The 15,520-nt window shown below is 70.2% G+C and carries 16 protein-coding genes; 6 read left to right on the top strand and 10 right to left on the bottom strand.

What is annotated here, in order from left to right; genetic code table 11:
* The first annotated feature begins 493 nt into the window (after positions 1 to 493).
* From ACIRQP_RS37615 to ACIRQP_RS37595, 5 genes are all read left to right on the top strand, one after another.
* On the top strand, positions 494 to 754 hold the full coding sequence (locus ACIRQP_RS37615) for a hypothetical protein (RefSeq protein WP_403898961.1): 261 nt from the start codon (positions 494 to 496) through the stop codon (positions 752 to 754).
* Positions 755 to 825: 71 nt separating this feature from the next.
* Positions 826 to 1,701: an endonuclease/exonuclease/phosphatase family protein gene (locus tag ACIRQP_RS37610; RefSeq protein WP_403898958.1), complete on the top strand. Its 876-nt coding sequence runs from the start codon at positions 826 to 828 to the stop codon at positions 1,699 to 1,701.
* 30 nt (positions 1,702 to 1,731) lie between these two features.
* Entirely contained in the window at positions 1,732 to 2,616 is an 885-nt protein-coding gene (locus tag ACIRQP_RS37605) for an endonuclease/exonuclease/phosphatase family protein (protein ID WP_403898955.1), read from the top strand.
* A complete protein-coding gene (locus ACIRQP_RS37600) occupies positions 2,613 to 3,326 on the top strand; it encodes a DUF6302 family protein (RefSeq protein WP_403898952.1) in 714 nt (237 codons plus the stop codon). Before ACIRQP_RS37605 ends, ACIRQP_RS37600 begins: the two co-directional genes overlap by 4 nt.
* Positions 3,327 to 3,385: 59 nt before the next feature.
* Positions 3,386 to 4,639, top strand: coding sequence for a transcriptional regulator (locus ACIRQP_RS37595; RefSeq protein ID WP_403898949.1), 1,254 nt, complete (start codon positions 3,386 to 3,388; stop codon positions 4,637 to 4,639).
* A gap of 129 nt (positions 4,640 to 4,768) precedes the next feature.
* On the opposite strand, the gene ACIRQP_RS37590 is transcribed toward ACIRQP_RS37595, so the two are convergent.
* The 10 genes from ACIRQP_RS37590 to ACIRQP_RS37545 all read right to left on the bottom strand — a co-directional run bounded on the left by ACIRQP_RS37590 (position 4,769) and on the right by ACIRQP_RS37545 (position 14,118).
* Positions 4,769 to 5,872, bottom strand: a complete 1,104-nt coding sequence (locus ACIRQP_RS37590) for a class I SAM-dependent methyltransferase (protein ID WP_403898946.1) — start codon at positions 5,870 to 5,872, stop codon at positions 4,769 to 4,771.
* A gap of 100 nt (positions 5,873 to 5,972) precedes the next feature.
* A complete protein-coding gene (locus tag ACIRQP_RS37585) occupies positions 5,973 to 6,548 on the bottom strand; it encodes a nitroreductase (RefSeq protein ID WP_403898943.1) in 576 nt (191 codons plus the stop codon).
* On the bottom strand, positions 6,545 to 7,819 hold the full coding sequence (locus tag ACIRQP_RS37580) for a cation:proton antiporter (protein ID WP_403898941.1): 1,275 nt from the start codon (positions 7,817 to 7,819) through the stop codon (positions 6,545 to 6,547). Before ACIRQP_RS37580 ends, ACIRQP_RS37585 begins: the two co-directional genes overlap by 4 nt.
* Before the next feature lie 58 nt (positions 7,820 to 7,877).
* Entirely contained in the window at positions 7,878 to 8,744 is an 867-nt protein-coding gene (locus tag ACIRQP_RS37575; RefSeq protein WP_403898938.1) for a dimethylarginine dimethylaminohydrolase family protein, read from the bottom strand.
* Positions 8,745 to 8,852: 108 nt separating this feature from the next.
* On the bottom strand, positions 8,853 to 9,287 hold the full coding sequence (locus ACIRQP_RS37570; RefSeq protein ID WP_403898935.1) for a GFA family protein: 435 nt from the start codon (positions 9,285 to 9,287) through the stop codon (positions 8,853 to 8,855).
* Positions 9,287 to 10,117, bottom strand: a complete 831-nt coding sequence (locus ACIRQP_RS37565) for a DUF3865 domain-containing protein (protein ID WP_403898932.1) — start codon at positions 10,115 to 10,117, stop codon at positions 9,287 to 9,289. Before ACIRQP_RS37565 ends, ACIRQP_RS37570 begins: the two co-directional genes overlap by 1 nt.
* Positions 10,114 to 11,430 carry a JmjC domain-containing protein gene (locus ACIRQP_RS37560; protein ID WP_403898929.1) on the bottom strand — a complete coding sequence of 439 codons (1,317 nt, stop codon included), beginning with the start codon at positions 11,428 to 11,430 and terminating at the stop codon, positions 10,114 to 10,116. The genes ACIRQP_RS37565 and ACIRQP_RS37560 overlap by 4 nt, the downstream gene beginning before the upstream one ends.
* 68 nt (positions 11,431 to 11,498) lie before the next feature.
* Positions 11,499 to 12,647: an inosamine-phosphate amidinotransferase 1 gene (locus ACIRQP_RS37555; RefSeq protein WP_403898926.1), complete on the bottom strand. Its 1,149-nt coding sequence runs from the start codon at positions 12,645 to 12,647 to the stop codon at positions 11,499 to 11,501.
* A gap of 105 nt (positions 12,648 to 12,752) precedes the next feature.
* Positions 12,753 to 13,799, bottom strand: a complete 1,047-nt coding sequence (locus ACIRQP_RS37550) for a fatty acid desaturase family protein (protein WP_403898923.1) — start codon at positions 13,797 to 13,799, stop codon at positions 12,753 to 12,755.
* Between the two features lie 136 nt (positions 13,800 to 13,935).
* Positions 13,936 to 14,118 (bottom strand): hypothetical protein, encoded by a 183-nt coding sequence (locus ACIRQP_RS37545; RefSeq protein WP_403898920.1) that lies wholly within the window; start codon positions 14,116 to 14,118, stop codon positions 13,936 to 13,938.
* A gap of 498 nt (positions 14,119 to 14,616) precedes the next feature.
* On the opposite strand from ACIRQP_RS37545, the gene ACIRQP_RS37540 reads away from it, so the two are divergent.
* Complete coding sequence (locus ACIRQP_RS37540) at positions 14,617 to 15,495, top strand: amino acid--tRNA ligase-related protein (RefSeq protein ID WP_403898917.1); 879 nt, start codon at positions 14,617 to 14,619, stop codon at positions 15,493 to 15,495.
* Positions 15,496 to 15,520: the final 25 nt, after the last annotated feature.

Here is a 15,520-nt window from a genome sequence, read left to right as displayed (position 1 = left end):
CACGACCGGGTCAAGATCCCCAACCCCAGCCGCTCCAGACGCGACACCAACACGAACGGCCCAACGACCTGCCTGCCTTAAAAGCAACGGCATTGGAATGCATGACCTGGGGGGTGGTGTCAGTGCGCCGTGAAGCGTTGTGAACTCGTGCGGAGGTGAGAGACCGTCGCCGCCGTCCTGTCGCAGCAGGGCGGAGAAGCTGGGGGCAGCCTGATCCGGGAGATGCCGGTGAGGGTGAGAGCGGCCCTGACAAAGCCGGGACGGGCCAGAACTGCCAGATGGTTCGGGTCCGGCAAGCGTGATGGAGAGGAGTACGAGAGGAACCAGCGTTTACGTCTCTCAACCCCCCGCCGGCAGATGAAGAAGCTGGATGAGGAAGCGCTCGCCGAGTACAACCGCGCCCGCCGCAAGTGGCACGCGAACCTCGGCCCTCTGGACACCTGGCAGATGCAGGCCCTGCACGAAGACCAGCACCAAGCCGGGAGGCGGACGAGTGTTCGTCGAGCTGGGCCACCACGCCGCCGCCGAGCTCGGTCAGCCCGGTGCGCTGGACGCGACGGCGAGCCTGTGGCGCAAGGACCAAGGTCACTGCAGCCGTATCGACCGGATGTACCGCACGCCCGATCTCGCTTCGGCCCTGCGGTCCTTGGAGGTCGTCGCCGACGACACGGTCGCCGAGGTCTCCGACCACGCCCTGGTCGTGGCCGAGTTCGACCGCGCGGCCTTCCGTCGCGCCCTCACCCCCGTCCGATGAACCCCACAGCTAGGTCCGAGCACCACCGCGAACAACGAACAGGGAGCAGCTGCCTGTGACCGATGAACTGCGTGTCGCCTGCTGGAACATCGAGCACAACGGCCGAGGCCGGCACGGAGCCGACGACCACCGCGAACTGGCCCGCGACATCCTCGCCGCCGTCCAACCGCACATCGTGCTGCGGGGAACTGACCCGTGCCTGGGACAACGGCAAGGCCGACCTGTACGCCGAGGCCAACCGGCTCGGCGGCCTCTTTCCGTTCATGGGCGCGCCGCGGGAGGGGGGCAGCCGCAACCCGGTCGGCGTGATGGTCGACCCCGCCCTGTTCCTCGTCGACGCCGAGTGCGAGCACGACCTGCCGTGGAAGCCGATCTGCAATCCCCGCGTCCGCCTCAAGGGGTGCGCGAAGCAGCTCGACCTCGCCTCGGCGCACCTGTGCCACTTCGACCCGGGCATGCGCGCGACCGAGGCAAGGAGGATTACCACCCTCGCCGACCACGGCCGCAGCGCGCTGGTCGGGATGGACGCCAACAGCTACCCGCACCGGACGGCGGACGAGTCCGTCGTGCTCCCGGACTGGGAGCAGGTCGAGGACCCGGTCCACTACCAGCACCGCACCATTGAGCGAGGCGGGCGGCGCGTCTCGGACACCCGTCCGGACGAGATCCTCTCCGGCGGCAAGCCGGTCTTCGTCGACCTCGGCCTGCACGCCGCAACCGTCCTCGGCCAGCCCGGAGCGCTTGCTGCCACGGCGAGTCTGAAGCGCACCGACCAGGGGCCAGCCCAGCGCATCGACCGGATGTATGCGACCCCCGATCTCATCCCGGCCCTACTCCACTTCGACGTCGTGGCGACCGACGAGGTGCGCGAGGTTTCCGACCACGCCCTTCTGGTCGCGCGGTTCGACCTCGCCGCTCTCCGCCGCATCCTCACACCCACCCGCTGACACCCCTGGGGGACGAACATGCTCATCAACGTGGCGATCTGCAATTTCGAGAACAACGGCGGCGGCGACCGCGCACTGTGGCAGCGGATGCACGACCGGCTGGGATCGCTCGGCCTGCATCTGCTCCTGCGGCAGGAGATGTGGGGCGCCCAGGACAACGGCAACGAGCTCGCGGACGCGGCCGAGGCCGTCCTGGGCATGGCCGGCCTGATCGGCCCCGAGTGCTGCACCGCCCTCTACCACGACCCGGATCTCTTCACCCCGGTCGGCGAGTTCCCGAAGACCGGCCCGATGTGGGTGCTCCCGCCGACCGTGCGCAGCCTGCAGCTCGCCGGCACGGCCCTCGACGCGGTCCCGCTGATCGTCGGCTCCTACCACCTCAACTACTGCTCCACCACCACGCGGCTGTCGGAGGCCGAGTGGCTGACCAAGTGGAACGACAAGTGGGTCAAGGTCGACGGCCGACGCGTCCACTACCCGGCGCTGCTCGGCGGCGACAACAACAGCTACCCGGTCCCGGGCATCCCCGGGGACCCGGCCCTGCCCGTCCTGGAGGAGATCCCCGACGAGCCCCACCGGGCGCACCGCTCCTACATCGGACCGGACGGCGTGCGCCGGATGGACGACCGACCGGACGACACCCTGCGCACCGGCGGTCTGCAGGACGTCGCCCGCCATCTCGCCACGACCGCAGCCGACACCACCGCGGTCGCGCCGACGATCGACGCCTGCGACACGCACGGGCCGGACTCGCGCATCGACAGGATCTACGCCAGCAAGCAGCTCCTGCCCGCCGTCCGTGCAGTCGAGGTCATCGACATGAAGGGCCTGTCCGACCACCACACGGTCGTGGTGCGCCTGGACCGGGACACGCTCACGGACATCCTCAACAACCCGATCACCCGGGTGGCGTGACCGATGTCCACCACGCAAGGCCCGCGCTCGGCATGCCCCGCTTCCTGCTCACGCGAATCGCCGTGCCACTTTGCCGCCCCTCGCCCGAGGAGTGCGCCGAGGAGTACGCCTGGTTCCGGGAACGCCTTGCTGACCCGGACCTCCTCGACTGCGCGGTCGGTGTGAAGGTGGACGGCGCCGTACTCCTCGCGGTGCCCGTCGGCGGCAGCCGCAGAGGCGGCTACTTGTCCGTCGGCACCGTGGCCAACGCCGTGCGCGTCCGGGCGGCCCTTCGGGGCCTGCCCGGGTTCCCCCGCGTCCGGCTGAACCTGTCCGTGCACCGCGATACCTGCCACACCGTCAACTGGGGGGCACGTCCACCCTGGGACGACGCGGCGCGCGGCAGGCACTTCGGGTACGCGCCGTCCGCTATCGACGCCTTCCTCCGCACCATCACGGCGCGGGCCCTGCAACCGGAGCGCGCGGAGAACGAGGCTGCCGTGCGCGACGCCTCGGCCTGGGAGCAGGACCCGCTGCTGTCGACTCTCCGCGACGTCGGCGGCTGCCTGGCCGTGATCTTGACGGGCGTTCTGATCTCCGCGTTGGTCACGGCAATCCGAGATGCCCGTCCACTGCCGGGCCCAGGCGCCGCCCCCTCATCCCCCGCGCTCGTCCCAGCCAGTGCAACCTCGAGGCCTTCCCTGACCCCACCGGGACGGGCGGCACGATGATGAGTCCGAGATCAGAGAATGCGGAGCGCAACGAGGTGTTACTCAGGCACCTGAAAACTTTGAACTGGTCGATCAGCGGCTTCGCGCGCCGGATCGCCATGCGCTGCGAAGCGATCCGCCTTCCTTACACGGTGTTCCCGAGCACCGTCTCGCGGTGGTGCAAGGGCGCGACTCCCGGTGCCGACCTCGCGGCCGCCGCGTGCCACGTATTGTCGGCAGCGCTCCACCGGACTGTGACGCCCGAGAGCTTGGGCTGGCCGTCCGACACCAGCCTGGTCGCGGCGCAGTCGTTGGAGTACCTGGATGTCCCCCACGCCGTGCGCATGCTGTCGAAACTGTGGGCCCTGGACGCAATGCGCCGGCGCAACGTCGTCAAGAGCGCGTTCTCGGCGAGCGTGTTCGGGCCCGCCTCGCGAGAGGCTCTTGTGATGCCGGCAGACGCCGTCATCGGTGGACGCGGGCCGCACAAGGTCACTGCGGCGGATATCGATCTGCTGGACGAACAGACCCGGCTGTACGGAAAGTTGGACTCCCAGCACGGCGGCGGCAAGTTCCGCGGTGTGTTCGCCTCCATGATGGACACGCACGCCACGCCGATGCTGAACGGGAGCTTCTCCGCGCGGACCGGGCGTCGGCTGTACGGCAGCGTGGTGGACGCGGTGCTCGCGATGGCCTCGATGGCCTATGACGATCAACTCCCTGGGTTGGCACAGCGCTACGACCTCCAGGCGATGCGGCTGGCCCAGGCGATCGGCGACCGCGCCCGCATCACCCGGGTCCATATCCACCAGGCCCGCCTGGCCGCCACGCAGGGCGGCCAGGCGGATGTGCTGTCTCACGCGCGCAGTGCGGTGCTGGCGGCCGACGGAACGCCCGCGCTGGTCAGGGCTTATGCGTGCGTGACCGAGGCTCGGGCATGGGCGCTCAACGGAAGGCCGGATCACGTCGTGGCCGCAGTGAAGCGGGCCCGTGAGTTCTTCAGCCGCTCTCAGATCGGCACCGGTCCGGCCTGGCTGGAGTGGTTCGACCGCCGCGAGCTGGAGGGGCAGGCGGCCTGGGCGTTCGCAGTGGCCGAGTTGGCTGAGCAGGGAGTGCAGGCGCTGAAGGAGGCGTCGGTCGTTCCCTCGGACCGGACTCGCGACACCGTCGAACTCCTCATTACCGAGGCTGAGTTGGCACGGCTGCGCGGCGATGCCGCCGAGCACGGGGTTCTGGCGCGGCGTGCCTCCCAGCTCTCGCAGCATCTGATGAGTCGGCGGCTCGCTGAGCGTCTCAGCCGACTGAGTGCCGACGAGCCGCTCCACGACTTCTGAGCCCTGGCGCGCCCGAATGTCCAGGCGGTCGAGGGTTCTACGGGCATAAGCCGCGGGCGTTCGGCCTGTCCTGGCTCCGGGCTCACATGTCGGCTCGTTCCGAACCGCGTTTGCGTCTGGTCCTGCCCATCAGCCTGTCGGGAAGAGGGTTCGATAGATCGGATGGGCCCTGAAGGAGCCTCCGTGATGCGGAGACGCCAAGGAGCCGTGGTGCTCCTGCCCGTCCGCGGTGTGCAAGGTGGCGGTGAGCTGATAGTCCGGATGAACGCCGTCGTCGCTGAGGGAAGCGGCGAAGGTGAGATCCAGGACGTCTCCGGGTACGACGGGCACCGGGCTTTCGAAGAGCGGCAGGTAGATGGTGGCCCAGTTTGTCTTCATGCGCAGGGCATCGAGCGGTTCTTCGTCCGGCAGACACCAGAGGTTGAGCCAGGTGAGCACGCCGTCCATGTGGCCGGGCCGCGTGATCGCCAAGCGCGTTGTCGTGCGCTGGTCCGTCCGCAGCTCGCCGTTGAAGTCGAGCACCTCAACGGACGCGCCCTCGGAGAGGAGCGCGCTCGCAGAGGGGCTTTCGACCCTGAGCCGTACGTCGAAGGGTGTGCCGTGCCAGTCGAAGATGCTCTGCAGGTACGGAAGGGATGCCTCGGCGAACGCGACCGGCTGTTCGGGGAACAGATCGGATAGGCCGACCGCTGCTGCCAGGGTCACCGCACGATGCGGCACGACCACGCCTCCGGGATCCAGGTGGCGGTTCCGGGCGTCGGCCAGGACGGCCGCCGCGCCCTCGGCGCCGGCCAGGGAGCCGATGATCTCCGCAACGCAGACGTCGGCTCTGGGCGCGAACTGCAGGTTGGTCGACTCGCCGAGCAGGAGCGTGATCCGGTCCTGTAGGTCGAAGGCCGACAGATTCACGGCCGCCTTGTGGAACGCGTCCTCTATGACCTCGATGGCCACCCCGCGCCGTGCTCCTGCCTGCACGCCTTCCCGCGCCCAGAGAAGGTCTTGTCCGGTCCCGATGTCCAAGATGCGGCTGCCCGGCGCCAGTTGAGACAGGGCAGCACGGAAGCGCTCGTTGCGTTCGTCATCGGTGGTCATGGTGGTGTAGAGGAACGGATCGTAGATGGGGTATTCGCCGACGCTCGGCCATAGGGCGGGGCGGCCCTCTCGCTCGGGTTCGGGGTCCACGCACACGCGCAGGGTGTGCCCGTGCGTCTTGATCTCCTGGATGTTGAGCATGATCCGCCTTTCGCGGTGGGTCTCAGCGTGGCTCGGCTCGGCTTGGCGCTGGGGTGTGGCTCTCAGGTCGTTCTGCAAGGCCGTGGGATGTGTAGAGGTCTCAGCCGTCGGCTACGTCGAGCCAGGTGATCTTGGATGTGGTGTCGAGCGGCAGTCGTTCAGCGGCGCCGCCGGACGTGGAACAGGTGCCGACGTACAGCCAGCCGAGCAGTTGCTCACCATCGGCGAGGCCGAGGTACTTGCGGACCTGGGGCGCCTGTACGCCCGCACCGGTACGCCAGATAGAACCCCAGCCGTGGCTGTGCAGGAGCAGCGACAGCGTCGTCACCATGCCCGTGGTGGCGGCCAGTTGTTCCCACCCGGGGACCTTCGGATGGTCGGGACGGGGGCAGTGCACGATCGAAAGGAGCAGGGGCGCGCGCAGCGGCTTCGCGGCGGCGCGGCGGGCCTGCTCCGGTGAGGCGGCGGCTTCGCCGAGCGCGTCACCAAGGCGGACCCGATCGTCTCCGGACACCGGGACCAGCCGCCAAGGCCGCAGTCGTCCGTGGTCGGGTGCGGTGGCCGCGGCCTGGACGAGGCGCTCCAGTTCGTCGCGGTCGGGCGCGGGCTCCGTCAGGCGAGCGGCGCTGCGTCGGCTGAGGACCGCTTCGAGAACCGGGTTCGGCGGCGGGGTCATCCGGCGATCCCCCTGGCGCTGTCGCGTTGCGGATCCGCAGCCGGGTTCGGCGGGGTCATCCGCGGGTCGTCGCCGGCAACGCGCCTGAGTACCGGGGCGGTGGCGGCCGTGGTGATGACGGTCATGATCACCAGGAGGGTGAACAGCTGCTCGGTGATGACGCCGCTCTGGAGTCCGATGCCGAGCACGACGAGCTCGGTCAGGCCCCGGCAGTTCATGAGTGTGCCGACCGCGGCCGACCAGCGCCAGTCGGAGCCGGTGAGCCGCGCGGCGCCGGCCGCGCCGCCCCACTTGCCGATGACGGCGACCGCCAGGATCGCCGCTCCCCAGCCCCACTGTCCGGCCGGCAGCGACGAGAAGTCGGTGTGCAGGCCGGTGTCGACGAAGAACAGCGGCAGCAGGAGCGGCAGGACGACGGCGCGGATGCGGGCGGCGCTGCGCTCGATGGCCGGAAGGCCGCGGGGTGCGGCGGCGCCGAACAGGAAGGCGCCGAACGCCGGGTGCACGCCGATCTGGTCGGTGGTGTAGGCGCTGAGGCACAGTCCGGCGAAGAGCAGGACCAGGACGAGGTCGTCCGAGGTGCGTCCGGCGCGCTTGAGCAGGGCGTGCAGCACGGGGCGCAGGAGGGTGAGGCCGGCTGCGAAGGCGGCGGTCAGGGCGAGGGTGGTCAGGGCCGACAGGACGGAGCCGGAGGTGGACAGGGCGACGACGGCGGTGAGCAGGCACCAGGCGAGGGCGTCGTCGGTGGCGGCGCAGGCCAGGGCGAAGGCACCCAGGCGCGTGTTCTCCAGGCCGCGGTCGGCGAGGATCCGCGCGAGGACCGGGAAGGCGGTGATGCTCAGGGCGACGGCGACGAACAGGGTGAACGGCAGCCGGCCGACCCCGGGGGGCGCGAAGTGCAGGTAGAGGGCCGAGGCCAGGCCGGCGCCGAGGGCCATGGGCAGCAGGACGCCGCTGAGGCTGACGGCGGCGACCGCGCCTCGGGCGGTCCCCAGGGAGCGGAGATCGAGTTCCAGGCCGATCAGGAAGAGGAACGCCAGGAGGCCGAGGTTGCCCATCGCGGAAGTGATGGGCAGGACCGAGGTCGGAAGAAGGTGGTGCTGAACGCTGGGGGCGAGCCAGCCGAGCAGCGAGGGGCCGAGCAGGATCCCGGCCAGGATCTCGCCGATGACCGGCGGCTGGCCGAGTAGCCTGACGGCGCGGCCGCCGGCCTGGCAGGCGAGGACCACGACCGGGACAGCGAAGAGCAAGGGCAGCAGCGGGTCGGACACGGCAGCTCCAGGAGTCGGGGACGTAGGGCCGCGCGGCGGCCGGGCGAAGTGGAGCGGATCAGGCGCGGGTCAGCGGCAGGGTGGTGCAGCGCAGGGAGCCGGGGATCCGGGTGACCTCGGAGTAGTCGACGGTGAGGACCTCGAGGCCGCGCGCAGCGAGCTGCGCGGCGATGCGGTCGCTGCCCGCGGCGACGACCACGGCGCCCGGTGCGATCGCCAAGACGTTGGCCTGGACGGCCCAGGCCTCGTCGTCGCTGACGTCGACCAGGTCGAAGTGCTGCTCGAACCAGCGCAGTTGGTCGGGCGGGAAGGCGCCGCGGTGGATGAGCGCGGTGTCGGGGGCGACGATGGTGAAGTGGTCGTCGAGGTGGACGATGCCGTCGACGGCGAAGCGGACCGGGCGAACCTCGCGCTCGACGCCGTGGTGGGCCAGTGCCCGCTGCAGTGCCCGGACGCCGGTGGGGGACGTCTCCTCGCCGAGGCCGACCAGGACCATGCCGGTGTGCAGCATGACATCACCGCCCTCGATGGTGCCCTCGTCCAGGTGGACGACGTGGGGGACGTCGGCGAGGAGCGGGGCGAGCGCATCGGCCTCGGGAAGACGGTGCTCGGAGTTCAGGCGTGCCACGACGAGAACGTGGTCGATGACGACGGCGATGTCGCGGGGGTAGTGCTGAGCCGAGCAGCCCGGCGCCTCGCCGAGGAGGGTCACCTCCGTTCCGCGGCTGCGCAGCAGGTGGATCAGGCCGTCCTGCTGGGCGCGGACGGTGGCCGGGGTGTACGGCCTCCAGGTGCTGGTGGCCTTCTGGCGGGCCAGGACGGGATGGACGTCGGGGCCGTCGAGGTCGGGGGTGACATCGCCGGCGTAGCGCATGGCGACGTGGCGCAGGGTGCCGTATTCGCTGGTGGCATGCGGGGTGAGCACGATGAGTCCTCCTGGGCCTGATGCTGGACGGGTCGGACGGCGCAGACGGTCCCAGGCTGGACGGGGGCCGGCAGGTCAGGCTGCCGGCCCCCGGAGGTCTCGCGTGCGTCAGCCGACGGGACTGTTCTGGGTGTCCGGGACCTGGGGCAGCCAGTGCACGGAGTTGTCGCGGAACGACTGGTTGACCGGGACGAGGTCGGGACCGGTGGTGTCGTCCAGGGCCGTGACGACGATGCCGAGCTCGGGGACGTCGCTGTCGATCGCCGCGAGGCGGCTGCCGCAGTCGGGACAGAAGCCACGCTTGGCCTCGCCCTCGAACGTCTCGAACCAGGTCGGCTCGCCACCCTCGCCGGTCCAGGTGACATCGTCCGGGGCGAAGCCGGCCCACCACATCATCGGCCCGCCGCCGAGCTTCTGGCAGTGCGGACAGCTGCACGTGTGCGGGTAGACGGCCTTGCCCTTGACGGTGAAGCGGATCCGTCCGCACAGGCATCCGCCGGAGCGCCCCTGGGCTGCGGCGACGATGTCGGGGGTGGCGTTCATCAGTTCATCTCCCGGGCACGGTGGGCGAGTTGAGCCCACCAGTGTGTCATCCCCTCGGCGATCGTCAGGAAGCCGTCGAGGGCCTGCGGCAGGTCGATGTGGAAGAGTTCACTCTCCTTGATGAACCTCGCCAGGCCCTCGATATGAGCGGCCTCGACGCTGAGGCCGCCGACCTGGGCAGCCTCGTGCTCGTCGTCGAGGTGGAGCTCGCAGTAGTAGTGCAGGGCCTTCAGCTCGCTGCCGCTGCGCTGGATGGTCAGCTCGCCGTAGCGGTTGGTGATGTCCCGCAGGATCTCGGTCTCGGCGATGGCCACGGCCTCGGTCGCGTAGTAGGCGCCGGCGATGTGGCTGGGCATGTGCGAGCCGACCATCCACTGGTGGAGGTTGACCAGTGTCTCAGTCTCGGGGGCGGGGACGTGGCCGTTGACCAGGAGCCCGAGGTCGGACAGGAGCGCGTTGGTGTAGAGCACGTAGTGCGCGGGCACCTTGCCGCGCTCGCCGCCCTCCTCCAGATGGTTGCGGCGCAGCTCGTGCGCGAGCTCGGGGCAGAAACCCTCCACGCCGGTGGCGGCCGCCCTGAGGAACTGGGCGTTGTAGCGGGCGAACACCGAAAGTTCCTCGATGTACATGCGGGCCTGGGCCTCGTTGAGCTCGGCGGCGCCGACCTGGTCGGCGATCTTCCCGTAGACCCAGTCGATCATCGGGGACAGATGCGCGGTGACCAGGGCGTTGCCGGAGGTGAACCGGCCGAGCAGAGTGCCGTGGACGGCGCTCTGCGTCTCGGGGTTCGTCTTGAGGTAGGCGTGGATGAGGCCGTTGTCGGGGGTCATGCGTCGGTGTCCTCCGTGTCGGCGGAGCGGGGGGTCAGGTGCAGGCCGCCGGTGGCTCCCAGGGCCCGGACGGCCGTGAGGAGTTCCTGGTTGTCGGGCAGGACGATCGTGGCGCCGTCGTTGAGCGCGGATACGGTGTCCCGGTCCAGGGCCGCGACGTCGAGGGCGATGCCCGTCTGGTGGCCGCGCAGCAGGACGGATTCGACGCCGTCGCCGTGGATGGTGGTTACCTGGTAGGGGGCGATCAGGGTGATCTCAGCGCCGGGCGTCACCTGCTGGGGGTCGAAGGCGTCCGCGGCTTCCTGGCGGGCGAGGTCGCCCTCGACCAGCTCCCAGCCTCCGTTACTGCGCAGCGTGGCCCACCGCTGTTCGGCGTGCTCGCGGGCCTCCCCGCGGACTCGGTCGGCGGCGACGTGCAGCAGGTTGCTGCCGACGGCGGACAGGCGCTCGGCGACGGCGCCGGGCCCCGCGGCCGAGTCCGCCATCTCGGAGGGCTCGTTGAGCGGGTCGTCGGGCCCGTCGCCGGCCAGTTGGGCGAGGACGTCGGGGATGATGCGGCTCTGCAGGATCTGCGCGTACGGGTAGGTGTAGAGCGGCATGGCCACCGAGACGGAGAACGTCTCCTGGGTGCCGACGTGGAAGACCCGGCGGGGCAGGAACAGCGCGTCGCCCGGCTCCAGCAGGAAGTGCTCGGCCTGCTCCAGCAGCGCCTGGTAGTCACCGAAGGTGGGCTCCTTGCCGCCGGTGAGCTTCTCGTACTGCTCGGCGGGCCAGCAATAGAAATGCTTGGCGTTGGGGCCGAGATGGATGAGGAAGGCGTCCTCGTAACCCTCGTGGATCCCGAAGGCGGTGCCGGCATAGTTGCCGGCGAAGGCGACCTGTTCGGCGCCGCCCAGCGGCAGACCCCACCCGTCGATGAGGCTCTTCAGGAAGGTGCCGAGGCCGGCGGCCAGGGTGGGGCTGACCGTCTCGAGGTTGTTGATGACCAGGCTGAACCGGTCGGCGCCGACGAGTTCCTGCATCCACGGCACGAAGGCATCCGCGTCCCCGCTCCAGGCGGTGGCGGTCAGCGCTTTGGGGAGGAGGTCGTCGCGACGCTCCTCGCCGACGTAGACGCGCGCGTGCGCCTTGATGTCGGCGCCGGCGGCATGGGCCCGGCGGATGATCTCGAACCCCGCCAGGACGTCCTCCGCGGTGGCCGCGATGGCAGGGATGATGCCCTTGAACAGGTAGGGCGTGGTTCGGGCGGCGGTGTGCTCGGGGAACGTGCCGGTCCAGAAGACATCGTCGGGCGGCCAAGCGTAGGTGTTCATCGGGATCTCCTGAAGGTCGGGCAGGCTGACGTGATCGGGGTTGCGCGAGAGGGCTCCGGGCCCCGGGGTCAGATGAGGTACTCCTCGGGGCCGCCGCGGCGGACGGTGTCGAGCGTGAAGCAGTGGAATCCGCCTCCGAACAGGCGCCGGTGGCGGTGGCGGACCGGGACGACGGTGAATCCGCGGCCCTCCAAGACGTCGATCAGCTCGGGGTAGAGGGAGTTGACGATGACGGTGTCCTCGTCGACGGACAGGAGGTTGATGTCCATGTACCTGCTGCCGATGGGGATGACGAAGCCGAGGTCGCTGTAGTCCGGGAAGTTGCTGTCGTCGGTCTCCGGCGCGTAGATCACGTCCCAGGACTGCATGGCCTCGGGCAGGTACTTCAGGTACTCCGGGGAGCGCAGCAGCATCAGGCCGGGGCGCAGCGGGACCAGGACGCTGTCGATGTGGTTGTCCGCCATGGCGTTCAAGCGGTGGAACCGCAGGTCTCGCAGGTTGTCCCGGAGCCAGCGCAGGGCGAGTTCGTGGTTGTGGTTGGCGACGTTGACCAGGACGTCGCGGCCCAGCCGCATGCACTGTGCGCCGTCGAAGACCATCTCCAGGCCCAGGCCCTCGATCACGCCGGCCATCTCGCCGTCGGTAGCGCGGGCGACGTCCAGACCCTGACGGGTGAAGTAGCCGGTGTCGAGGGAGTCGCGGGCCAGGGCGGGCCGGGGCATGCTCAGCCAGTTCGCGCCCCCCGCCTCGTAGTAGCGGTAGAAGACCGGCTTGAGCAGGTCGTTCTCGAAGGTCCTGGCGCGCACGTGGGGCGCGGTCTCCACGATGGTCTTGCCGAGGATGATGGTCTGGTCGCGGACGTTGAGCGGCGGGGTGGCCCGGGCGTCCCAGTGCGGGGAGCGGATGTCGACGTCCTTGCCCGGCGCCGCGGGCCGCAGGACATTCACCCCGCATCCGGTCAGGGCGTCGGCCAGGCCGGCGAGGTCTTCGTTGAGCTCGTCGACGAGCTGCGCGGGAATCGGCAGGAGCTCCTCCCCCGACGGGCTGGCGTGCCGGCCGAGGACGGGAGCGACGTTGTCGTAGAAGAACAGCCGCCACGAGGTGTCGGTGTGGTGGTCGGTGTAGTGCTCGGCGCGCCCGAGGACGACTTCGTCGAGCCGGGTGAACTCGTCGTAGCTGTTCAGGGCTGGCGGCGGGGCAGAGATGGGCTGGGGCATGGTGGGCCGCCTCCTCGGCGGCGGGCGACGGCGCTCCCTGTCCGGGCGCGCGTGCGTCCCGGAGGGTCAGTGCCGTACGGGTTCGGTAGGCGGGTTCGGGGTGGATCAGGCGGCCCGGGCATGCCGGTGCAGGGGACAGGCGGCGCTGGGCGCGGCGTGCAGGCGGGTGATGATGTCCTCGATCACGCACGGCTGGTCGGAGGTGGAGCGGCGGCGGAAGAAGTAGCCGGAGCACCAGGGCACTTCGTCCCAGCGCGGCAGGTGCGCCGAGGTCAGGGCGCGGGCCTCGGGCAGGCGCCGCCAGGGGATCTGCGGGCACCAGTGGTGGATGGGGTGGAACATGTCGTCCCAGTGGCCGCCGAGCAGGTGCCGGGTGAGCCAGTGGGAGGTCCAGCCGCGGGTCTGCAGGAGGACGTCATCGTTCTCGATCAGGCCGGCGTGGTTGCCGAGATCGGTGATCCAGGTGACGACGGGCCGTACCAGGACGAGGGGGAGCAGCCAGTAGATCAGGAGGTACGGCACGCCGCCCACGGGCCACAGCGCGGCGACGACGCCCGCCCACAGCAGGGCCCGGGCGGCGAGTGCCCGCTTGGTCTCCCCCGGCGCGCGGGTGACCAGGGTTAGCACGGCGGTTTTCGGCAGCCGCCACAGGGCGTTGCGCACGATGACCCGTAGGACGAAGGAGCGGCGGCTGGGCGCCTGTCCGGCGGCGCGGATGTTGCCGGCGCGGTAGGACTGGAACATCGGGTCTTCGCGGGAGCCGAGCTTGGCGTGGTGCACGTAGTGGCTGCTGCGGTACGGCTCGAAGCTCTCGCCGAGCAGGCCGGTCAAGAGGTAGCCGATGAGCCGGTTGCCGCGGCGGGTGGCCATCAGCTTGGAGTGCACGCATTCGTGTCCGAGGTTGGACAGGTGGCGCTGGCGGACGCCGATGTAGCAGATGGCGAGCAGTGGGCCGACGACGTGGCCGACGGTGTGGCCGGCGATCGCCGCGGCGGTGATCGCGACGAGGTCCCAGGCGACGTCCCACAGGCCGATCGTCGGGCGTCCGCAGAGCTTCTCCAGGTCGGCGATGAGCTGCTGCCCGAGGGCCTTGCGCACGGGGCCGGAGGCTCCGGTGCCGTTGCGGGTCCTGCCAGCGGCGGGGCTGCCCATCAAATCCTCCAGTCGATGCGGTGCGGGCGGGTAGGGAGGTGCCGTGCTCCGGCGCGCCCGTGGGCGGGCAGCGGACTGGCGAGCACACCGTTGGCGGGCGCGCCGGAGGACGACGGAAGGGTGGTTCAGCCGCGGGTCAGGCGGCGATGAGGGCGCCCGCGTCGGGGCGCATCCCCAGCTTCAGCACGGGGGCGTCGGGGCGCATCCCCAGCTTCAGCACGGGGGCGTCGGGGCGCATGCCGAACTTCAGCTCGGAGGCGTCCGGGCGCATGCCGGCCTTCAGGTCGGTGTCCGGGGTCATTCCGGCGGTAGCGGTCATGGAAGTTCTCCCTCTTCGGTCGCGGATGACCCGCGAGTCCGTGTGATCGGGCGATGGAGCTGCCGGGCCGCAGTCGGGTGATGTGCTGAACTGTCGGCTCGGCACGCCGCGGGCGCACGCCGGTGGAGGAAGTCGCGCCGAAGCACGTCCTCTCCAACCGTGGATGAGCGTTGCGTGGCGCGTCGCGCTGGGCGCTTGGCCAGTCACGCTAGGGCTGCGCCGGAGGGAGCCGCAACGGCTCTGGGCGTTGCGCCGGTTGCACGGGACCGTTGCGTCACCGTTGCGCGCACACATCATCTGAGCTGCGAAAACGCGGAAGTCTGCTCCTGAACGAGCGGCAGATCGGGCCCGTTGGACTCTGCGAGCCCGGTGGAAGGGGTTCTGCTGCTCGCGTCGCCGCGGCTAGCTTGTGGCCCCGCCAAGGAGCCGCGCACGAGGGTCCGTGGCACCCCGCTTCCCTCCATCTGCCGTCGGAAACACCGACCTTGAGGAGCACACGTGCTCAACCCCGTCGTCATGAAATCCGACCTGCTGTTCAGCCTCCGTGACACGCTCCGCACGGAGACCTTCGTCGAGGTGGTCACCCCGACGATGCGCAAGGCCGACCTCGGCACGGGACGCCGTCTCCCGGTCGACCTCGACGGGGGGCGGTTCCTGCGGGCGATGATCGGCCCGGCCCTGCGGGTGAACATGGAGCACCACCGGCGGGTCTTCGAAATCGGTCCGTGCTTCCGGCCCGAGAAGCCGGACAAGTTGCACGCGCCCGAGTTCCAGATGCTCGACCTCTACGCCGCCGACGAGGACTTCGAGTTCCTGTTCGCGCTCGCAGAGAAGCTGATCGTTCCACACATCCGCTACACCCCCCAGCGGGTCTCCGTCGCCGGCCACATCCGCGACCGGTTCGGCATCGACCTGCGCCATGAGCCCCTCGGTGATCTGCCCCTGCGGATGGCCGCCCACCTGACCCTGGGTGCCGATGTGCCGTTCAAGTCGGTGCTCGGGCAGTTCGTGGAGCGCGAACTGGAGACCCAGAGCAAGGACGCCGCGCTGTTCCTGACCGAGTACCCGGTCGGCGGGGACGAGCCGTGCGCCCGTCTCACTCCGGGCACGGCAGCGGTCCTCAACCGCTTCGAGCTCCTGGTCGACGGCATCGAGGTCGTTCACGGCTACGAGGATGAGCCCGACCAGGCCGCCTTCGTCCAGCGGGCCCGCGCGGTGGACCTGTACGACGACGAGCAGGCCCTGGCGTGGAAGGCGATCGACGCCGGACTCGTGCCGACCGGCAGCGTCGGGCTCGGCATCGGCATCGAGCGGCTGTGCATGGCCGCCACCGGCATCAAGGACATCAGCGTCTTCCAGCAGTCGGCCCAGTTCTGACCGCCATCACCGTCCGGAAAGGAGC

Source organism: Streptomyces sp. NPDC102274, assembly GCF_044766385.1.
Classification (GTDB): Bacteria; Actinomycetota; Actinomycetes; order Streptomycetales; family Streptomycetaceae; genus Streptomyces.
Note: the sequence above shows the minus strand (reverse complement) of the source record. Positions and strands in the feature narration are given on the sequence as shown.